This is a genomic window from Mesorhizobium sp. (assembly GCF_004962925.1).
GTDB lineage: Bacteria > Pseudomonadota > Alphaproteobacteria > Rhizobiales > Rhizobiaceae > Mesorhizobium.
The window spans coordinates 22144-40359 of sequence record NZ_SUEO01000010.1 but is presented as its reverse complement, the minus strand read 5'-3'; the positions used below and the strand labels follow the sequence as shown (position 1 = coordinate 40359).

25 protein-coding genes are annotated in these 18216 nt (G+C 62.6%); 7 read left to right on the top strand and 18 right to left on the bottom strand.

The window, feature by feature from the left end:
- Positions 1 to 583, top strand: a 583-nt coding sequence (locus tag E5W87_RS04435) for an FAD-dependent monooxygenase (protein WP_292394418.1), incomplete at its 5' end; no start/stop codon positions are given.
- Between the two features lie 183 nt (positions 584 to 766).
- Here the strand turns inward: E5W87_RS04435 and E5W87_RS04430 are convergent.
- The 3 genes from E5W87_RS04430 to E5W87_RS04420 form a co-directional block, all read right to left on the bottom strand.
- On the bottom strand, positions 767 to 1294 hold the full coding sequence (locus E5W87_RS04430) for a hypothetical protein (protein WP_367118794.1): 528 nt from the start codon (positions 1292 to 1294) through the stop codon (positions 767 to 769).
- Between the two features lie 113 nt (positions 1295 to 1407).
- A complete protein-coding gene (locus tag E5W87_RS04425) occupies positions 1408 to 1764 on the bottom strand; it encodes a YciI family protein (RefSeq protein ID WP_292394414.1) in 357 nt (118 codons plus the stop codon).
- Positions 1761 to 1985 (bottom strand): hypothetical protein, encoded by a 225-nt coding sequence (locus E5W87_RS04420; RefSeq protein ID WP_292394412.1) that lies wholly within the window; start codon positions 1983 to 1985, stop codon positions 1761 to 1763. The genes E5W87_RS04425 and E5W87_RS04420 overlap by 4 nt, the downstream gene beginning before the upstream one ends.
- Positions 1986 to 2207: 222 nt before the next feature.
- On the opposite strand from E5W87_RS04420, the gene E5W87_RS04415 reads away from it, so the two are divergent.
- Positions 2208 to 2633, top strand: coding sequence for an OsmC family protein (locus E5W87_RS04415; protein WP_292394411.1), 426 nt, complete (start codon positions 2208 to 2210; stop codon positions 2631 to 2633).
- Positions 2634 to 2650: 17 nt separating this feature from the next.
- Here the strand turns inward: E5W87_RS04415 and E5W87_RS04410 are convergent, their stop codons facing one another.
- Both E5W87_RS04410 and E5W87_RS04405 read right to left on the bottom strand, forming a co-directional pair.
- Positions 2651 to 3031 carry a helix-turn-helix transcriptional regulator gene (locus E5W87_RS04410; RefSeq protein WP_292394409.1) on the bottom strand — a complete coding sequence of 127 codons (381 nt, stop codon included), beginning with the start codon at positions 3029 to 3031 and terminating at the stop codon, positions 2651 to 2653.
- Positions 3004 to 3663 (bottom strand): hypothetical protein, encoded by a 660-nt coding sequence (locus tag E5W87_RS04405; RefSeq protein WP_292394406.1) that lies wholly within the window; start codon positions 3661 to 3663, stop codon positions 3004 to 3006. The genes E5W87_RS04410 and E5W87_RS04405 overlap by 28 nt, the downstream gene beginning before the upstream one ends.
- A gap of 176 nt (positions 3664 to 3839) precedes the next feature.
- Here E5W87_RS04405 and E5W87_RS04400 point away from each other — a divergent pair, with 176 nt between their 5' ends.
- From E5W87_RS04400 to E5W87_RS04390, 3 genes are all read left to right on the top strand, one after another.
- Positions 3840 to 3992, top strand: coding sequence for a hypothetical protein (locus E5W87_RS04400; protein ID WP_292394404.1), 153 nt, complete (start codon positions 3840 to 3842; stop codon positions 3990 to 3992).
- An 8-nt stretch (positions 3993 to 4000) separates the two neighbouring features.
- Positions 4001 to 4354, top strand: coding sequence for a hypothetical protein (locus E5W87_RS04395; RefSeq protein WP_292394402.1), 354 nt, complete (start codon positions 4001 to 4003; stop codon positions 4352 to 4354).
- A 128-nt stretch (positions 4355 to 4482) separates the two neighbouring features.
- Positions 4483 to 4893, top strand: a complete 411-nt coding sequence (locus E5W87_RS04390; protein ID WP_292394400.1) for a hypothetical protein — start codon at positions 4483 to 4485, stop codon at positions 4891 to 4893.
- 50 nt (positions 4894 to 4943) lie between these two features.
- Here E5W87_RS04390 and E5W87_RS04385 read toward each other — a convergent pair whose 3' ends face one another.
- The 7 genes from E5W87_RS04385 to E5W87_RS04355 all read right to left on the bottom strand — a co-directional run bounded on the left by E5W87_RS04385 (position 4944) and on the right by E5W87_RS04355 (position 10108).
- Entirely contained in the window at positions 4944 to 5585 is a 642-nt protein-coding gene (locus tag E5W87_RS04385) for a DUF480 domain-containing protein (RefSeq protein WP_292394398.1), read from the bottom strand.
- 74 nt (positions 5586 to 5659) lie between these two features.
- Complete coding sequence (locus E5W87_RS04380; protein ID WP_292394396.1) at positions 5660 to 6439, bottom strand: succinate dehydrogenase iron-sulfur subunit; 780 nt, start codon at positions 6437 to 6439, stop codon at positions 5660 to 5662.
- The gene (locus tag E5W87_RS04375; protein ID WP_292394394.1) at positions 6439 to 6873 is read right to left on the bottom strand and encodes a DUF3052 domain-containing protein; all 435 of its coding nucleotides are present in this window, start codon (positions 6871 to 6873) and stop codon (positions 6439 to 6441) included. Before E5W87_RS04375 ends, E5W87_RS04380 begins: the two co-directional genes overlap by 1 nt.
- Position 6874: 1 nt before the next feature.
- Positions 6875 to 8713, bottom strand: coding sequence for a succinate dehydrogenase flavoprotein subunit (gene sdhA / locus E5W87_RS04370; RefSeq protein WP_292394392.1), 1839 nt, complete (start codon positions 8711 to 8713; stop codon positions 6875 to 6877).
- A gap of 4 nt (positions 8714 to 8717) precedes the next feature.
- Complete coding sequence (gene sdhD, locus E5W87_RS04365; protein WP_292394390.1) at positions 8718 to 9113, bottom strand: succinate dehydrogenase, hydrophobic membrane anchor protein; 396 nt, start codon at positions 9111 to 9113, stop codon at positions 8718 to 8720.
- 2 nt (positions 9114 to 9115) lie between these two features.
- Entirely contained in the window at positions 9116 to 9520 is a 405-nt protein-coding gene (gene sdhC / locus E5W87_RS04360; protein WP_292394388.1) for a succinate dehydrogenase, cytochrome b556 subunit, read from the bottom strand.
- 225 nt (positions 9521 to 9745) lie between these two features.
- The gene (locus E5W87_RS04355) at positions 9746 to 10108 is read right to left on the bottom strand and encodes a hypothetical protein (protein WP_292394386.1); all 363 of its coding nucleotides are present in this window, start codon (positions 10106 to 10108) and stop codon (positions 9746 to 9748) included.
- A 243-nt stretch (positions 10109 to 10351) separates the two neighbouring features.
- On the opposite strand from E5W87_RS04355, the gene E5W87_RS04350 reads away from it, so the two are divergent.
- On the top strand, positions 10352 to 10702 hold the full coding sequence (locus E5W87_RS04350) for a hypothetical protein (RefSeq protein ID WP_292394384.1): 351 nt from the start codon (positions 10352 to 10354) through the stop codon (positions 10700 to 10702).
- Here E5W87_RS04350 and E5W87_RS04345 read toward each other — a convergent pair.
- Both E5W87_RS04345 and E5W87_RS04340 read right to left on the bottom strand, forming a co-directional pair.
- Positions 10686 to 11897, bottom strand: coding sequence for a diguanylate cyclase (locus E5W87_RS04345; RefSeq protein WP_292394382.1), 1212 nt, complete (start codon positions 11895 to 11897; stop codon positions 10686 to 10688). The two genes, E5W87_RS04350 and E5W87_RS04345, sit on opposite strands and share 17 nt — an antisense overlap.
- Positions 11898 to 11973: 76 nt before the next feature.
- Positions 11974 to 13170, bottom strand: a complete 1197-nt coding sequence (locus E5W87_RS04340) for a GGDEF domain-containing protein (protein WP_292394381.1) — start codon at positions 13168 to 13170, stop codon at positions 11974 to 11976.
- A gap of 198 nt (positions 13171 to 13368) precedes the next feature.
- Between E5W87_RS04340 and E5W87_RS04335 the strand changes: the two genes are divergently transcribed.
- Entirely contained in the window at positions 13369 to 13680 is a 312-nt protein-coding gene (locus tag E5W87_RS04335; protein WP_292394379.1) for a hypothetical protein, read from the top strand.
- A gap of 69 nt (positions 13681 to 13749) precedes the next feature.
- Here E5W87_RS04335 and leuC read toward each other — a convergent pair whose 3' ends face one another.
- The 4 genes from leuC to E5W87_RS04315 form a co-directional block, all read right to left on the bottom strand.
- Entirely contained in the window at positions 13750 to 15159 is a 1410-nt protein-coding gene (leuC, locus tag E5W87_RS04330; RefSeq protein WP_292394377.1) for a 3-isopropylmalate dehydratase large subunit, read from the bottom strand.
- Positions 15160 to 15545: 386 nt separating this feature from the next.
- Positions 15546 to 16181: a class I SAM-dependent methyltransferase gene (locus E5W87_RS04325; protein ID WP_292394375.1), complete on the bottom strand. Its 636-nt coding sequence runs from the start codon at positions 16179 to 16181 to the stop codon at positions 15546 to 15548.
- Between the two features lie 56 nt (positions 16182 to 16237).
- Complete coding sequence (locus tag E5W87_RS04320) at positions 16238 to 17053, bottom strand: amino acid ABC transporter permease (protein ID WP_292394373.1); 816 nt, start codon at positions 17051 to 17053, stop codon at positions 16238 to 16240.
- A gap of 89 nt (positions 17054 to 17142) precedes the next feature.
- Positions 17143 to 17940, bottom strand: coding sequence for a transporter substrate-binding domain-containing protein (locus tag E5W87_RS04315; protein WP_292394371.1), 798 nt, complete (start codon positions 17938 to 17940; stop codon positions 17143 to 17145).
- Between the last annotated feature and the right edge of the window lie 276 nt (positions 17941 to 18216).

Here is an 18216-nt window from a genome sequence, read left to right as displayed (position 1 = left end):
GCTCAAGCCGGACAAGGACGGGACCAACCGCTCATCGATCGTCTGGGTCGAGCGCTCGGAAGATGCCGAAAAACTGGTCGACGGCGACGACCTCGTCTTCGAGCACGAGTTGGAGCAGCGGTTTGGCCTGAAACTCGGAGAAATCCACGTCGCCGACAGGCCGCGCGCCTGGCCGCTCGGCCTGACGCTTGCCCGCGCCTTTGTCGCGCCGCGCATCGCGCTCGCCGGTGACGCCGCCCATGGCATCCATCCGATCGCCGGCCAGGGCCTCAATCTCGGCTTCAAGGATGTGGCCGCATTGGCCGAAGTGGTGGTCGAGGCCGACCGGCTCGGCCAGGATATCGGCGCGCTCGACGTGCTCGAACGCTACCAGCAGTGGCGGCGCTTCGACACGCTGCAAATGGGCATCACCACCGATGTCCTGAACCGGCTGTTTTCCAATGACATCGGCCCGTTGCGCGCCGTCCGCGACGTCGGCCTCGGCCTCGTCGAACGCATGCCGCGGCTGAAGGATTTCTTCATCCGCCAGGCGTCCGGACTGTCCGGCGACACACCGAAACTGCTCAAGGGCGAGGCGATCTAGCGCCGTCTCACGGACATGCCAGGATGTGTTGAGATTTCAGGTCAGGCCGAGCCGGAGTCGAAGACCGGCGCGAAGCGACCAAAATGGTGAGTTCCGAGAACCGGAGCGAAGCGCACTTTTCGTGCACCGGAAGCGCAGGAGGTCGCCGTTCGCAGGCCGGCATCACCTGAATCTCAACACACCCTAGTTGACCTCGAAGCCCAGCTTCTGGCGCAGCCGCAGCATCCGCTGGTCGGGTATCTTTAGGGGTTGCTCACCAGCCTGCGCTGCGCGGTTCACCATCTGCAGCAAATCGTTTCTTTCGGCCACATCCAAACGCTCGCGCAAAAATGGCGCCAGCTTGTCGATGACGATCGTGGCATCGTCGATTTGTGACGCCGCCCATTTGGCATAAACCACGGCCTCATCGGTCTTCTTCTCGTCCGCAATCTCCGAAATCAACGATCGAATGGCAGCTTCGCGCTGCGGCAGGACAGGGCCGTTCTCGGAGACGATGGCGGTGATCAGCGTCGCGGCGGCCACGACCGGATCGTCGATCGCCGTCAGCGGCGAGAGCGCCGCCTGGTTACGCAGTCGCTTGCGGCGAATGTTTCCTTGCACACGCCCGACGACGTCCGCAACCTCGCGCGCCGCATCGTTCATAGCCTTCATCCGGTACCACCAGAATGCCGCAGCTCCCAACAGCCCAATTGCAGCAATCAGTATATGCATGCCCGAAATCCCCCCAACCACAGCGACGATAGGAGAAGTACTGCCTCGCTTCAACACGCAAAAGTTGCGCCCGCCGAAGAAATTTGATGCCGCCGGGCGCAACAGAATAATCTCTAGGATCCCGGCACGTCATAGATCGCCCTGACCTCTACCGTGCCGATTTCGGCCAGCGGAATGCCGCCGGCAATCTCCAGCGCCTCGTCGATATCCCCGGCCTCGATCATGACGAAGCCGAGCAATTGCTCCTTGGTCTCGGCGAAAGGGCCGTCTGTGATCAGCCGTTTGCCCGTGCGCCGGCGCACGGTCTTCGAGGTCTTCACCGATTGCAGCGCCTGCGCGATGATCAACTTGCCTTGCTGGTCCAATGACCTGTCATAGGCCAGCGAATCGGCGTCGAGCTTTGCCGATCCCTCCGGGGTGAGCGCGTAGAGGTCTTTTTCCTCGCCATAAACCAGCAAGACATATTTCATTTCCAGCTCCCTTGTTGTGGGGAATCATAGGATACGGCCACCACGGTGTCAGCGGCGCCTTTGCGTGCCGCTGCGTGATCGAGAACGCTTGCCGCGACCCCGATGATGGCGACCGCCGCCAGAAGCCGGCCGAAACCGGAAGGCGGCGGATGCCCGTAATCTTCCCGTCGTTCGGGCTTGCGGCCCGAGCTCTTCCACAGTGCAAAAAACAAGCCATCCATGTGAACCTCCATCCGGCCGCGAAATCCGTGACCGCCCGCAGGACGGTCGAGGCCGATGGAAGTCGACATTCCTGCACGTACATTTTTCAAGAAAAATTCAGCCCCGCCGCCAATTTTGCGCGACTGCGCAAAGAGTGCGGTGGTCTTCGCCCACGCCCGCGCTATAGTCTTGAAGAACGCTGGCGCCGGGCCGGCGCAATCCGGACAATCGAGGAGAATTTCATGGACCGCACCGCAAACGCCGTCTGGAAAGGCAATCTGAAGGAGGGCAAGGGCACGCTCGACACCCAAAGCGGAACCCTGAAGGGCACGCCCTATTCGTTCAAGGCACGCTTCGAGGACGAGAGCGGCAAGTCCGGCACCAATCCGGAGGAGCTGATTGCGGCGGCGCATGCCGGCTGCTTCGCCATGCAGTTCTCTCACTTCCTGGCTGAGAACGGCACCCCTGCCGACGAACTTGACGCCAAGGCGGTGGTGACGCTGATTCCTGGCACGGGGATCACAGGCAGCGCTCTCACGGTGGTCGGCAAGGTGCCGGGCATCGATGCCGCCAAGTTCAAGGAGTTGGCCGAACAGGCCAAGGCCGAATGCCCGGTCTCAAAGGCGCTCGGCGCCATAAAGGTGTCACTCGACGCCAAGCTCGGCTGAGCGGCCGCTTGCTAGTTCTATCCGCCGGCCTTCGGGCCGGCGTTTTTTCTACTGGCCGATGGCGTTCCCGAAGCCGCAGCGCGCACATCCGACGGCGTCGCGTCATAGCGCCGGCGGAACGCCCGGTTGAAGTAGGACAGGTCGTTGAAGCCGGCCTCGAAGGCGATGGCCGTGATGCTGCGGCCGGCATGCCGCGGATCACAAAGCATGCGGTGCGCGCGCACGAGCCGCTGGCACAGCATGAAGTCCGACAGCGACGTGCCTTCGCTCTCGAACAGCTTCCTGACATAGCGGGCCGAGAGCCGGTGGCGGCGGGCGATGTCTTCGGCGGACAATTCGCCATGCCCGCGATGGGCGAGGATATCGGCCTTTATGGCGCGCAGCCGCGCCACGCGCACGCGCGACCCCTGGCGATTTCCGCCGCGTCCCTGGTCGCGCCCATGGCAAGCGCAGCAAGATCGAAAATATGCGCCGTCGCAAGATGCCAAGCCTCTGGCGTCAGCACATCGCCGGCGTCCTGAATCGACTGGACATAGTCGAGCAGCAGCCGCATCGCCCCGCTGCCGGTCGTCAGCGGCTGCATCAGCGCAGAGGCTGGATCGCCGATCAGCGGTAAAAGCTGCTTCAGCGAAAAGCTCATATTGACGAAGCGCATGCCGCCGGGCTGGATCATGTTGAGGCCGACCTCTTCGCCGCTCATCATCAGCGCCTGGCCATTGCCGACTGCTTCCTCGCGGCCGCGATGCCTCATGACGCTCGCCCCGTCGAGCGCTGCCAGCAGAATGATGTCGTCGCTGTCGATCAGCGGCGTCGAGTGATGCACGCGAAATTCCGAACTGGTGCCGGTGGCGATGCCGAGGCCGGGCAGGGCACGCACCCGCATGTCGACATGCGTCGGACCGAGCGGATCGAGGTCGAACTTCAGGACCGTGCGGCCATAGACCTCGCGCATGACCTCCACGCGATCCCATTCCGGAAGCGCGTCCGTCATCAGTCTGAACGAGGCGGATGGCCCCATCGTCACAGTCATCGACATCCCCTGCCCAGGAACATGCTGATATGCGCCGGGGCCCTCAAAACGTCAATACAGGGCCGTTTTAGCCGCTTTCAGGGCCGCTCCGTCCAAGCCACCCCCTTTTGCCGGACCTAGTTTGCGGCGCGTTTCCAGACGGGGAATCGCACCGGTCACAAGCACAAGGAGGCTCCATGTATCACCTGCAACTGTTCAAGACCTTGTCGGCGCTCGCTTCGGCGGGCTTTAATCCGCGCGCCTATCTTCTCTCCATCGCTTTCGGCAAGACGGCGACCGATCACCACGACCTCAAGCTGCCGCCGCGCATAGGGGAGCGTCAGCCATGAGGCCGGCAATGAGCACGCCACGCATCTTTCTGACGGGTCCGCTGCTGTGCCTCGGCCTTTGCGGTTGCGTCGGCATCAACCCGGTTTCGGCCGTGGTCGGTCTTGGCGGCATGGCGGCCGCCAACTCCATCGGCATGGCGCAGTCGGGCGTCATCAGCCCGCAGGAGCAGGCAAAATATGCCAGCATGTCCTGCACGGATCTGCGGCAGTTGATGGCAAACTACGAGGAGGCCAAGAACCACGGACCGGCGCCGAAGAAATATGGCGGCATGGCACCGGCCGGCAAGGTGGCGATCGTCAACAATGTCATCGGCACGCGGCTTGCCTATCTCCGGCAGCTTTCCGCGAGCAAGGGATGTTGACGGGCTCCTCGCGCGCAGGCCGGACAGCGCTTGGTTGCCTGGCGATTCTTGCCGGATGGATGGCTCTAGGCCCCGCCGATTCCGCCGGCCAGGGGAACGGCCCGACGACACGCTCCCGCCATGGAGCGATGCCCGCCGTCCTTGTCGGCAGATGGGGCTTTGCCGCCGCCTCCGGCAACTATTGCGACCCGCTCGGTAATTGCGCGCCGGGCAGCGGCGGCAGCATCTCCTTCACCTTCGGCGCCAACGGCCGCGCCGAATATTCGCTGTTTCAATCCTCGCTAGTCGATGGCTGCGGTCAGATCCAGTCGCTGACCCACAAGACCGGCACAGCGCGGGTAAACGGCTCGACCCTCGTCTTCACGCCAAGGAAGGGAAGCTACAAATCCGTCAACGGTTGCCGGCCGGACCTCACCGGCACATGGAAATTCGGTGCCGGCGATCTGAAACCGGTTGCGCTTCAATGGCAGCTCGACGGCCGTCAATTGCGGCTGGCCGACCCGGGCGGCGAGGCGAGCGGCGTCTATAGCAGGAGGTGACGGAGCGATGGAGAACGGGCGTCGGCGATGCACCGACGCCTGGAAAGTCGTTACTGTCCTTCGCCGGTCAGCGCGTCGATGCGTACGCGCAGCATCGCTACCTCCTCCTCGAGAGCCTGCACGCGTGCTTCGAGATCCGACGCCGGCGAAGGCGCTTGTAGGGGCGATGCCGCTATCACCGGCGTCTGCACAGGTCCGCTCAAGAGATGCACATAGCGGTCCTCACGCTGACCGGGCCCACGATCGATCTGCTGAACGAGCGGCGGCTTGCGGCCGATCAACAGGTCGAGATTGCTGCGAAGCTCGTCGATGGAGGGTAACCGCGCCATGCGTTCGCTCCGCGCCAGCAATTCATGAGCGGTCTGCGGACCGCGCAGCAACAGCAGGCCAAGCAGCGCGATCTGCGCGGAGGTCAGCGAAAAGCGCTGCGCAACGACATGTTCGTAGCGCTCGACGCGGGAGGCGAAGACCTGCCTGACCAGGCCCTTATGCTCCAGCTGACCAAGCGCTCGTCTTACCTCGCCAAGCTCTACCGACATCACCGGCTCGCGCGCCGTCTTCTGGTTGGCGGCGGCAAGTGCCGCATTGAGTGTCAGCGGGTAGATATCAGGTGTCAGTTCTTTCTTTTCGATCAGGCAACCGAGTACGCGCGCTTCGACGGGAGAAACGATGGGAAAGTCAGAGTCAGTCATAGGATCGGCTATCCTTTTGAGGATGGAGGGACAGCGCTACAGACGAGGCTATCTCAGCGGCGACCCCACTGAGGTCAGACCCTTCTCTCCACCATCATCTTCTTGATCTCGGCGATCGCCTTGGCCGGGTTGAGCCCCTTGGGGCAGGTCTGGGCGCAGTTCATGATCGTATGGCAGCGATAGAGCCGGAACGGGTCTTCGAGATTGTCGAGCCGTTCACCCGTAGCCTCGTCCCGGGAATCGATCAGCCAGCGATAGGCCTGAAGCAGTGTCGCCGGCCCGAGATAGCGGTCGCCGTTCCACCAGTAGCTCGGACAGGAAGTTGAGCAGCAGGCGCAAAGGATGCACTCGTAGAGCCCATCGAGCTTTTCGCGGTCCTCATGGCTCTGCAGCCATTCCTTGGCCGGCTCGGGCGACACAGTCTTGAGCCACGGTTCGATCGAAGCGTGCTGGGCGTAGAAATTGGTGAGGTCGGGCACCAGATCCTTGACCACCTGCATATGCGGCAGCGGATAGACCTTGATCGCGCCGGAAATGTCGTCACAGCCCTTGGTGCAGGCGAGCGTGTTGGAACCGTCGATATTCATGGCGCAGGAGCCGCAAATGCCCTCGCGGCAGGAGCGGCGCAGCGTCAGCGTCGGGTCGATCTTGTTCTTGATCCAAAGCAGCGCGTCGAGCACCATCGGCCCGCAATCGTCCATGTCGACGAAATAGGTGTCCATGCGCGGGTTCTCGTCATCGTCCGGCGACCAACGGTAGATGCGATATTCGCGCAGATTGGTCGCGCCCTCCGGTTTCGGCCAGGTTTTTCCGACCTTGATCTTCGAGTTTTTGGGAAGCGTCAGTTCGACCATTACCGCAGGTCCTTTCGGATGACGAGCTTCAGCCCGGACCAGATATCGTTCACGGCGGCGACCTTGACGTCGACAAGGTCGAGCTTCAGCGCCTCGGCACGGAGGACGTCCTCGGTGACGTCGGTCGGCACTTTCGACGCCTTCTTCGGCCAGGAAACCCAAACCATGCCGTCGCGCTTGATCGCCATCTCGACATCGCTCAGGCAACCCTCGATCTCGGCGCGCTGCCGGGTGAAGGCGTGGACGGCATCGTATTTCTGGGCACCTGAAATCTTCGACCAGTCCGCCAGCCGATCGACATGGGCGAAGTCGACGGCTTCGGCGAGATCGTCTAATTCCGCCGGCAGCGCAATAAAGGCGGCGGTCATCCCGTCCTTCAGGCCGAGCTTGGCCGGAAGGGGCGTGCCTGAATATCCCGAGGCCGCCGGCGTCATCTCAATACACCCTGGCCTTGGGCGCGATCTTGGCCAGGTTGATGCCACCGTCTGTTTCCTTGAGCAGCGGCTCGGTGTGCACAGGCCGATAGCTGAGCGATACCTCGCCGGCCTCGCTGAGCCGGGACAGCGTATGCTTGCGCCAGTTCGCATCATCGCGAGCCGAAAAATCTTCTCGCGCATGCGCGCCACGGCTCTCCTTGCGCGCTTCGGCGCCGTAGACCGTGGTGATGGCGTTGGCCATCAGATTTTCCAGCTCCAGCGTCTCGACGAGGTCGGAGTTCCAGATCATCGAGCGGTCGAACACTTTTACGTCCTTGAGCTCGCCCCAGATCTGTGAAATGCGCTTGCAGCCGCTTTCCAGCGATTCCTGTGTGCGGAACACCGCCGCGTCGTCCTGCATCGCCTTCTGCATTTTTTCGCGCAGGACCGCCGTCGGCGTCGAGCCATTGGCATGACGCAGCCGGTCGAAGCGGTCCATGATCTTCTCGATCGAGGCTTCGTTGGGCGACGGGATCGCCGCGTTGCGGTCGATAACCTGGCCGGCCCTGATCGCCGCGGCGCGGCCGAACACCACCAGATCGATCAGCGAGTTCGAGCCCAGCCGGTTGGCGCCATGGACGGAGGCGCAGCCGGCTTCGCCGACCGCCATCAGCCCGGGCGACACCTGGTCCGGGTTCAAGGCAGTGGGGTTGAGCACCTCGCCCCAGTAATTGGTCGGCACGCCGCCCATATTGTAGTGCACCGTCGGCAGCACCGGGATCGGCTCCTTGGTCAGGTCGACGCCGGCGAAAATTTTTGCTGACTCCGAAATGCCTGGGAGCCTTTCGTGCAGGACAGCCGGATCGAGGTGATCGAGGTGGAGAAAAATATGGTCCTTCTTCGGACCGACGCCGCGTCCTTCGCGGATCTCCAGCGTCATGCAGCGCGAGACCACGTCGCGCGAGGCAAGATCCTTGGCTGACGGCGCGTAGCGCTCCATGAAGCGCTCGCCCTCGGAGTTGACGAGATAGCCGCCCTCGCCGCGCGCGCCTTCGGTGATCAGGCAGCCGGCACCGTAGATGCCGGTCGGGTGGAACTGCACGAACTCCATGTCCTGCAGCGCCAGCCCGGCACGTGCCGCCATGCCGCCGCCGTCGCCGGTGCAGGTGTGCGCCGAGGTCGCCGAGAAATAGGCGCGGCCATAGCCGCCGGTCGCCAGCACCACCATCTTCGCGGAAAAACGGTGGATGGTGCCGTCGTCGAGATTCCAGGCGACGACGCCGGTGCAGGTGCCGTCCGGCTCCATGATCAGGTCGAGCGCGAAATACTCGATGAAGAACTGCGCATTGTGCTTCAGCGACTGGCCGTAGAGCGTGTGCAGCATGGCGTGGCCGGTGCGGTCGGCGGCGGCACAGGTGCGCTGCACCGGCGGTCCCTCGCCGAAATTCATCATCATGCCGCCGAACGGCCGCTGGTAGATTTTCCCGTCCTCCGTGCGGCTGAAGGGAACGCCATAATGCTCAAGCTCGTAGACTGCCGCCGGCGCCTCGCGCACCATGTATTCTTGTGCGTCGGTGTCACCGAGCCAATCCGAACCCTTGACCGTGTCGAAAAGATGCCACTGCCAGTTGTCGGGGCCCATATTCGCGAGCGAGGCGGCGATGCCGCCCTGCGCTGCCACCGTATGCGATCGCGTCGGAAACACCTTGGTGATGCAGGCGGTGCGCAGGCCCTGTTCGGCCATGCCGAGCGTGGCGCGCAGGCCGGCGCCGCCGGCGCCGACGACCACCACGTCGAACTTGTGGTCGACATAGGTATAGGCGGACGCCGTGTTGGCGTTTTTCGCGTCCTTGGCCAAAACTTCAGCCTCCAAATGCCAGTTTAAGCAGGGCGAAGATCGAGGCGACGCCAACCACTATAGGAAAGAATGTATTGAGGGCGAGCAGCGCCAGCCTCATGCCCTCACCATGCACATAGTCCTCGATGATCGCCTGCATGCCGAGCCGCATATGATAGAGCCCGGACAAGAGCACCAGGGCCAGGACCAGCGCCACGAACGGGTTGGCAAGTGCGGCGCGCACTTCCACATAGCCGGCACCGTTCAACGCGATCAGGAAGCCGACGAAGAACAGGATCAGCGGGATGTTGGCGATCGCCGTCAGGCGCTGGCGCCAGAAATGCTCCGTGCCCTCGCGGGCGGAACCGAGGCCGCGGACCTTCGCCAGCGGCGTGCGCATGTCGGTGTTGTGGTGGCTCACGATTAGGCTCCCCGCGCCATGTAGCCGGCGATCCAGATCAGCAGCGTCAGGACAATCGAGCCGACCAGCGTCGCCCAGGCGATCCTGGAGGCCGTGTCCTTTTCAAGACCTGCCCCGGTGTCCCAGATCAAATGGCGCACGCCGCCCAGCATGTGGTGCATCAGCGCCCAGGTATAGCCGAACAGCACCAGCCGCCCCAGCCACGAGCCGAAGGCCCAGTTGACCCAATCGAAGGTGGATTGCGAGCTCGCCGCCGCCATCAGCCACAGGGCGACCAGCAGCGTGCCGAAATAGAGCGCCCCGCCGGTGATGCGATGGATGATCGACATCGTCATCGTGATCGGCGGTCGATAGACGGTCAGATGCGGCGAAAGCGGCCGTTCGCGGGTGGCTGGTGATTTGCTCATGGCTCCCCCAGTTCGGCGTCTCTGGAGCCCCAGGTGGAAATGCGGCATTACCGCTTCCGGTTGCGACTTCGGACAGCCGGTTTCTAATGCTCTTTTTGCACCGCGTCAAAGCCAGAAAATCGTTTCGAAAACGTAATTTAGTCTGACAAAGGGCGGGTCTTTGCTTCAATCGATTAGGGCGCGACCCAAAGCCGGCGCAATGTTCGCTGCAGTGCGGCAAACTGATTAGCGCTTGCAGGTCAGCGGCGTCTTCCCGCCCTTCATCACCAGCGCATCGCGCCCGTCGATCACGATTGCGTCATGCGCCTCGCCAAAGCGGCTGCTTTGATTGGCGGGCGAGGCAGGCAGGTCCTCGCTGGCGCCGTCTGGGCCAAGCACGCGCACCGAGGTGCCGAGGTTTTCGATGGTGATCCTGGTGCCATCGGCGCAATTGTAGGTCGCGATGCGTGGTTGCGGTGCCGTCGAATCGGTCGTGGTGGCCGCGACTGGATTACCGGCCTTCGGCGTATTGGTTTGCGACACGCAGGCAGCAGTTATCAGCAATGAAAAAAGGGCAAGCGTCACCCGAAACGTCCGGCGTAACGCCATATGCTGTCTCCCACGCATCAAACCAGCCGCGATGCTTGCCAAGATCACCCGACGTCGCGTTCGACGCCGGGAGCGATGGTGCGGGCAAGCATGGCCGAAAGATGACCGCGGCCGCCCAAGGCGCCGGATATTAACCATGTTTGCCGAGAACTGACGGCCGGCAGGGCTAGCCTCTTAACAAAGGTTAATAAAAGGTTAATTTCTGAGTCAGAGGAAGTTCGCCTCTGACAAATGGAGGACGCCATGCGTTCGAACTCAGGCAGATCGCGCCTTTCGGCGCTCATCTTGATGGCGGTGGCCATCGGCTTCGCAGCGCCGGCACTCGCCGGGACGCGCGACCGCGTCTACGCCGATTCCTTCGGAAATCTCGTCATCGAGAGCGCCGCCGGCTACAAGCGCATCCTCGTTGGCGAGGGCAGCCTGGCCAAGGAACTGTCGGACTACACCGGCGCCGGCCAGCCCAAAATCTATGAAAACGAAGCGGATGACGTCAGCAGCCGCGACTGCTACAGGCCGCCGGTTTTCGTGAAGGGCCGCAGCTATATGTACGGCCTTTCTGACGGCGAGATGCCCGAACTCAGCCCCTGCCGCTGATTCTTTCAGGCGTCGCCACCGGAGTCTGCAGGGCTGGCCCTAACGAGATACGCACGCGATCGCGTCCGCCGCGCTTGGCCTGATAGAGCGCTTCGTCCGCACGCCGCATGAGATCGGCGAAGCCCTCGCCCGGTTGAAGCTCGGCAACGCCGAAGCTGGCGGTGCACCGATGATCTGCCGGCAGGCAGTCGATCGGCAAGGCACCGAAAGCGCTGCGCGTCCCTTCGGCGAGGAGCCGCGCAGCGGCGAGGTTGGTCCCCGGCAGTATGATGGCGAACTCTTCTCCGCCGATGCGGCCGGCGACGTGATGGTCGGCGGCGGCGTCGCGCAAGAAACCAGAAAAAGTCGCGATGACCCGGTCACCGGAGGCGTGGCCGAAACTATCGTTGACGCTCTTGAAATGATCGAGGTCGGCGATGACCAGGGCGACAGGAACGCCCTTGCGCACGGCGTCGCGCATCGCGAGCTCCGCGTGACGTTCGAAGCCGCCCCGGTTGAACAACCTTGAAAGCGTGTCCGTCTCCGACTTCGACGTCGCCTCAGCGATCACGTCGCGGACCAGGATGATCAGAACAAGAAGCGCGATTGCCATGGCGAACACAGTGCCAAGCGATTGCGACACCAGAGCGTAGTCGCTCCGCATATAGGCCTGCGGATTGACGCCCCAGCCACCCAATGCATGGGCGATGAACGGCTTGCTCACGAATTGCAGGGCGCTGGCCGCCAGAACGGCCATCAGTGCACGGTCGAGCCAGTCGCGTTTTTGTTTGGACGACCAGACGATGCCGAGGCCGACGAATTGCATGACCGCATAGGGGAGCTGGTAGGCCATCATGCGGGCGAGCGACTGACGTGGCAGATCCTGCACGAAATACACTGCGACGGTGGCTGCAAGCAGAAAGAGAAGCATCGGACGCCAGGGCGTCGCCACGCCGTATTTATGGGCGAGCCCAGCATTGAAGACGATGGTGGCGCCGAGGAAAACGGCGAAAGCCGTGACGACCGCAGGTCGCGCATTGTCGAACACAGGAATGCTGAATTCGACGATGTAGTAGGCCATGCCGAGCAGATAGCCGAGAGCCAGCCAGCGTGCCGACACACGCCCTACATCGTAGAACGCGATCGTCATGAAGGCTGCGGCCAGCAGGCCGGCAACGAACAGGTTGATAGCAAGTATGAAGCCTGCGCCGCCCATATAATTTTCGCACTCCCTGCGAAAGCAAATCACGAACGGGCGAAAAAGACGTTAATGCGAGCCCAGGCGCGTATGATCAGCCGGCTTTGAGCGGTTCCACGACAAATACCGATTCCGGCCGTTCATGAGATAGCCCCACGCTGTCGCGGCCATTCCTTTTGGCTTTGTAGAGCGCCTCGTCGGCGCGGCGCATCAGCGGCTCAAGTCCTTCGTCGCCGGTGCGGGCCGTCACACCGAAGCTCGCGGTCACTCTTGTGCCGGGCGGAAGCCCGTCGACGCTGCCCGCCGAATAGAGCGTGCGAATGGCTTCGGCAAACAGCCTTGCCGCGCCGAGGTCGCTCAGCGGCAAAAGCACGGCGAACTCCTCGCCACCAATACGGCCGGCGACGCCGCGCGTGCCGGCAGCCGATAGAAGCTTGGCGGCGAAGTCGGCGATCACGCGATCGCCCGCCGCATGCCCGTGAACGTCGTTGAGCGCCTTGAAATGATCGAGGTCGGCGAGCACCAGCGCGACCGGCAGTTTAGCGGTGGCGCAGTGCTGCAGGAGAAGCCTGGCGCGCTCCTCGAAGCCGCGGCGGTTGAGCAGGCCCGACAGCGGATCGGTATACGCCTCGGCCTTCAGCGCCTTCATCACGTCGAGCGCCGCCGCGCAGAACAGGCAAAGCGCGATGAGCAGCGACAGCAGCGCATGCGACAGCAGCGCCGTCGTCCAGTAGGATGAGGCGTAAAAGCCGTCATAGCTTGTGAAGGGTCCGTGCGCGATGATGACGGCCAGTGTCCGCACGAAGAAGTTCAGGCCGGAAAGCAGCGACAGCACAAACAGGATCATTTCCGTCGGGCCCCTGCCGCGCACCGGGCGCAGTTCGGCCGCCACAAGCAAGCTGAGGCCGCCGAAGCCGAAATTCATCGCCAGGATCCGCCAAGTGAGGTCTGGCTGAACGAACAGGAACCAGCAGAATGCGGCCAGGCCGCCGCCCGCCATAACGCCGATCCCGACATAGGGCACGCGCCGCCCGTAGCGCGTCACGATCGCGCCGCAGAGGCAGCAGGCGGCAAAGGTGAAGCATGTATTGGAAAGCAGTTTTGTCGGCGCCATGCCGACGGGCAGGGTGAAGTACTGCAACAGGAACCCGGCCGCCGAGAGCGAGTAGCTGGCGGCGAGCACGGCCAGATAGGGGCGGTGGCGCTGGTAGAACCACAGCACGAGAAACACCGCGCCGAGCGCAAGTGCGATCGTCGGATTGAGCAACGCTACCAGCAAACCGGTGTCCAAAGGACCGTGACCCCCACGCTTCCGTGAGGGAAGACCCTAGAGCGGAAGCCCCAACAAGCGGTTAAGCCCAAACAAGCAGTTAAGCCCAAACAAGCAGTTAAGCGAAGCCGAATATGCGCGGGGTCGCCCATGAAGCTGCTGCGCGGAACTTGAAACCGCGATCGGCGTTTTCCAGCAGCAATCGATGGAGATGCTTTCATGGCCGATACGATCATGCTGACCGATCACGAGGCAATTCGCTCATGGGTCGCGGCGCGCGCCGGATTTCCGGCAATCGTCGACGTGTCGCCCGAAACGGGAACGCAAGCCATGCTGAGGCTGGTCTTCGGCCAGCACGCTTATCAGGACCAGGATCAGGGCGAACGTCCGGTCAATGCGGGCGGCTACGAACTGGTCGAATGGGACGAATGGTTCAAGCTCTTCGACGAACGTCAGCTGGCGCTCGTAGTCGCTGCGGAGCAACCCGGCCGGCGTGAGCAATTCCATGAGTTCGTAAGGCGCCCGGCGTGAAGACAACCCGAACCGCATCGCGGTTCGGGTTCTGGCATGCACTCATAGATGAACTGTGTCAGCCCTGAGTTATTTCCACTCACGGATGTCGACGAAATGGCCGGCGATCGCTGCTGCTGCCGCCATGGCCGGCGACACCAGATGGGTGCGGCCCTTGAAGCCCTGACGGCCCTCGAAATTGCGGTTCGACGTCGAGGCGCAGCGCTCATGCGGCTTCAGGCGGTCGTCATTCATGGCAAGGCACATCGAGCAGCCCGGCTCACGCCAATCGAAGCCGGCCGCGACAAAGATCTTGTCGAGACCTTCGGCCTCCGCCTGTTCCTTGACCAGGCCGGAGCCGGGCACGATCATCGCATCGACATGCGGGCTGACCTTTTTGCCCTCGACCACCTTGGCGACGGCGCGCAGATCCTCGATGCGACCGTTGGTGCAGGAGCCGATGAAGACGCGGTCGAGCGAAATGTCAGTGATCTTGGTGCCCGGCGCCAAGCCCATATAGTCGAGCGCGCGCTGCTTGGAGGTGCGCTTGTTTTCGTCGGCAATATCGTCCGGGTTCGGCACGATGCCCTGGACCGAAACGACGTCCTCGGGCGAGGAACCCCAGGAGACGATCGGCGGCAATTTCGCCGCGTCCAGCACGACCACCTTGTCGAAATGCGCGCCTTCGTCGGACTGCAGCGTCTTCCAGTAGGCAAGCGCGGCGTCCCACGCCTCGCCCTTCGGCGCGCGCGGCTTGTCTTTGACATAGGCGAAGGTCGTCTCGTCCGGCGCGATCAGGCCGGCCCGGGCGCCGCCCTCGATCGACATGTTGCAGATGGTCATGCGGCCTTCCATGGACAGCGCGCGGATCGCCTCGCCGGCATATTCGATGACATAGCCGGTACCGCCGGCAGTGCCGATCTCGCCGATGATCGCCAAAATGATGTCCTTGGCGGTGACGCCTTCCGGCAGCACGCCGTCGACGCGCACCAGCATGTTCTTGGCCTTGCGCTGTATCAGCGTCTGCGTGGCCAGCACATGCTCGACTTCCGAGGTGCCGATGCCATGTGCCAAAGCGCCGAAAGCGCCATGCGTCGAGGTGTGGCTGTCGCCGCAGACGATGGTCATGCCGGGCAGCGTGAAGCCCTGTTCGGGACCGATGATGTGGACGATGCCCTGGCGGATATCCTTCTCGGAATAATATTCGACGCCAAAATCCTTGGCGTTCTTGGCCAGCGCCTCGACCTGGATGCGGCTTTCCTCATTCTTGATGCCGAACTTGCGCTCGGGCGAGGTCGACACATTGTGGTCGACCACGGCCAGCGTCTTTTCCGGATGCCGAACCTTTCTGCCGGTCATGCGCAGGCCTTCGAAGGCTTGCGGACTGGTCACTTCATGGACGAGGTGACGATCGATATAGAGCAGGCAGGTGCCGTCGTCCTGGCGGTCGACGACATGGTCGTCGAATATCTTGTCGTAGAGGGTGCGCGGTGCGCTCATGTGCGTAAATCCGTCGATATGAAAATAGGAAGGGACAAGCGCCGGCTAGCCGGCGAACACGGCCTAGCGAAGTCGGCTGGTCAGAGCGCCGGAAACGCGCGCGGAGAATCGCGACGGCAGACGTTTTCTGTCCTGCAGCACGAAGCCCTTGTAGGCCGGATCGCCAAAAAGCTGTTCCATGGCGTGGCTCATATCAATGTTTTGCGTTTTCGGCAATTGGTAGGGCTGGTTGCCATCGCAGCGTAGGGTGTGTTGAGATCCAGGTCAGGCCGAGCCGAAAATGGTTGCTTCCGAGAACCGGAGCGGAGCGTACTTTTCGTACGTGAGCACCGGAAGCGCAGGAAGCCGCCATTTGCAGGCCGGCATCACCTGGATATCACCACACCCTAAAGCACCTCGAACACGAAAGTCTTCACCAGCGCCTCTGGCTCGGCGATCGCATAGCAGCGGAACCACGGGCTTTCCTCGACCGGCCGCCATTTTTGGTCATGCTCCAACTCGGCAAAGACATCGCGAAAGCCGCCGCTTTCGAACGCCTGGTCGCGAACGGTGAAGATGGCGTGGCCGCCCTTCTTGGTGATGCGTACCAGTTCATGCAGGCCGGAAGCCGATGCATGGCTGATGGTGAACACGCCGGTCGAGAAGAAGGCGCGGAAATACCCGTCGGGCCAGGGCAGGGGACCGCCAAGCATCGCCTGTTTCAGCTCGCTGTAGGCCTGCCGGCTGCCGGCGATTTTCAGCATGTCCTCCGAAAGATCGAGCCCGGCAATGTCCTGATAGCCCAGCGCCTTGAGCGACGGTCCCGACAGGCCGGTGCCGCAGCCGGCGTCGAGTAGCGGCCCCTCGCCCGATGGCACATGGCGCGTCACCCAGGCGGCGATCAGGAACGGCAGGAGATAGCCGAGCGAGGCGGTTTCGCTATCGTAGGTCGCAGCCCATCCGGCATAGGCTTGCGCCAGCGCTTCCGGCGTATCGGCCGTATAGACGGACTCCAGCGCCGCATTGGCCTTGTCGATGATCATGGGTCTGGTCCTCCAAACGTATCGGCTGCGATCGTAGCGCCGTCTTCGCCTGCCTTCTATTCCTGGTGCTGGCGGCGCAGCCGCTTCTCCAGTCCCCGCAAGGCCAGCGACAGGCCGACCGTCAGGATGAGATAGATATAGGCGACGATCGAATAGGTTTCGAAGAAGCGGAACGATCCGGCGGCGTAGATCTTGCCCATCTGGGTGATGTCGGCGACGCCGAGCACCGAGACCAGCGACGAATCCTTGACCATGGCGACGAAATCATTGCCGAGCGGCGGCAGGATGGTGCGGATCGCCTGCGGAAACACGATCAGCCGAAAACGCTGCGTGCGCGTCAGCCCCAGCGCCTTCGCCGCCTCGATCTGGCCCTTCTCGACCGCCTGGATGCCGGCGCGAAAGACCTCCGAGATGAAGGCGGAGTAGCCGATGGTCAGCGCCATGATGGCACGCCACAGCAGCGACACGTCGCGGACCAGCAGTTCACTGAGGAGGCCGGCATTTTGCAATGGCGCGGTCAGCGCGTTCCACGCCGCGACGAAGGCCGGCGCACCGGCAAACGCGATCCAGAACAACAGCACCAGGATCGGCACGCCGCGGATGATCTCGACATAGAAACGAGCGATCTGGCGCAGCCAGCGCGACCCTGACAGCCCCATCAGCGCAATGCCGAGCCCGATTGCCGAGGCCAGCGCGAAGGCGACCATTGTGACGAAGACAGTGATGCCGATGCCTTTGGCGACGGTCGCGAAGACCTGGGCATAGAGGTCGCTTGCGGCGATGAAGATGGCAGCTGCCACGGCGAGCGCCGCCGCCACGGCAAGCCACCACGGGAAGTCGGTTTTGGAGGTGGAAGATGCGGGCGTTGGCATCAAGCGATGCTGGCGACGGAAGATTTGCAAAGTGAAATCCGTGCGAATTTCAGCACACGATCGTCGCGCATCGCACGTGCCAAGGGAGACTACTGCCCCATCTTGTAATCAAGGAACCATTTCTTGTTGAGCGCGTCGAACGTGCCGTCGGCCTTGAGCGCGGCGATCGCCGCGTTGACCGGCTTCACCAGATCCGAGCCTTTCGGAAAAATAAAGCCGAAATCCTCGGTGCCGAGCGGTCCGCCGATCAGCTTCAGCCTGCCATTGGATGCCTCGACATAGCCCTTGCCGGCAGTGCCGTCGGTCAAAACGACATCGACGTCACCGGTCTTCAGCGCCTGCACCGTCGCGCCGAACGTCTCGAACAGTTTGATGCGCGGGTTCTGCTCATTGCCGTCGAGCACACTGTAGACAGCGGTGTAGAAGGGCGTGGTGCCGGCCTGAGCCCCGACCAGCCCATCCTTGAAGGCGCCGAACGTCTTGGCGTCGGTGAAGCGCTTCTCGTCGCCGCGCACCAGCATGAACTGTTCCGAGCGCATATAGGGGTCAGAGAAATCGACCTTCTGCTTGCGGTCGTCCTTGATGGTGATGCCGGTCATGCCGATGTTGTACTGATTGTCGGAAACCGCCTGGATCATAGCGTCCCAGGAGGTGTTCTGGTACTCGACCTGGAAATTCAGCCGCTTGGCGATCTCGTTCATCGCGTCATATTCCCAACCGATCTGTTTGCCGGTCTTGGCGTCGATGAACTGCAGCGGCGGATAGGCGTTCTCCGTCACCACCACCACTTTCTTGCCGCCGAGATCGGGCAGCGCCTGCGCCAGGGCGACGACGGGCGCGAGAATCAGAGCCAACAGGCCGGCCAACAGCAGTTTCGATTTGGTCATGACACACCCCGAGGACTTGAACGGCCTCGATATGATCGAGGCTTGCAGGAAAATCCGACTTTAGCTTTCCGCAAGCGCCTTGCAAGCCGGCCTGATGCGCCGCTTCATTCGAAAACGGATTCCCATGCTTTCAACCGAGCGATTACGGAACGATCCGTGCCTAGCGCGGGTCAATCACAGTCCGGCAAATCGAAGCCCGGGAGGTTTTCTTCTCGGGAACGAAAAAGGCGGCCGAAGCCGCCTTTCCGAAGCATGATTTTTTGGAAAACCTTATTC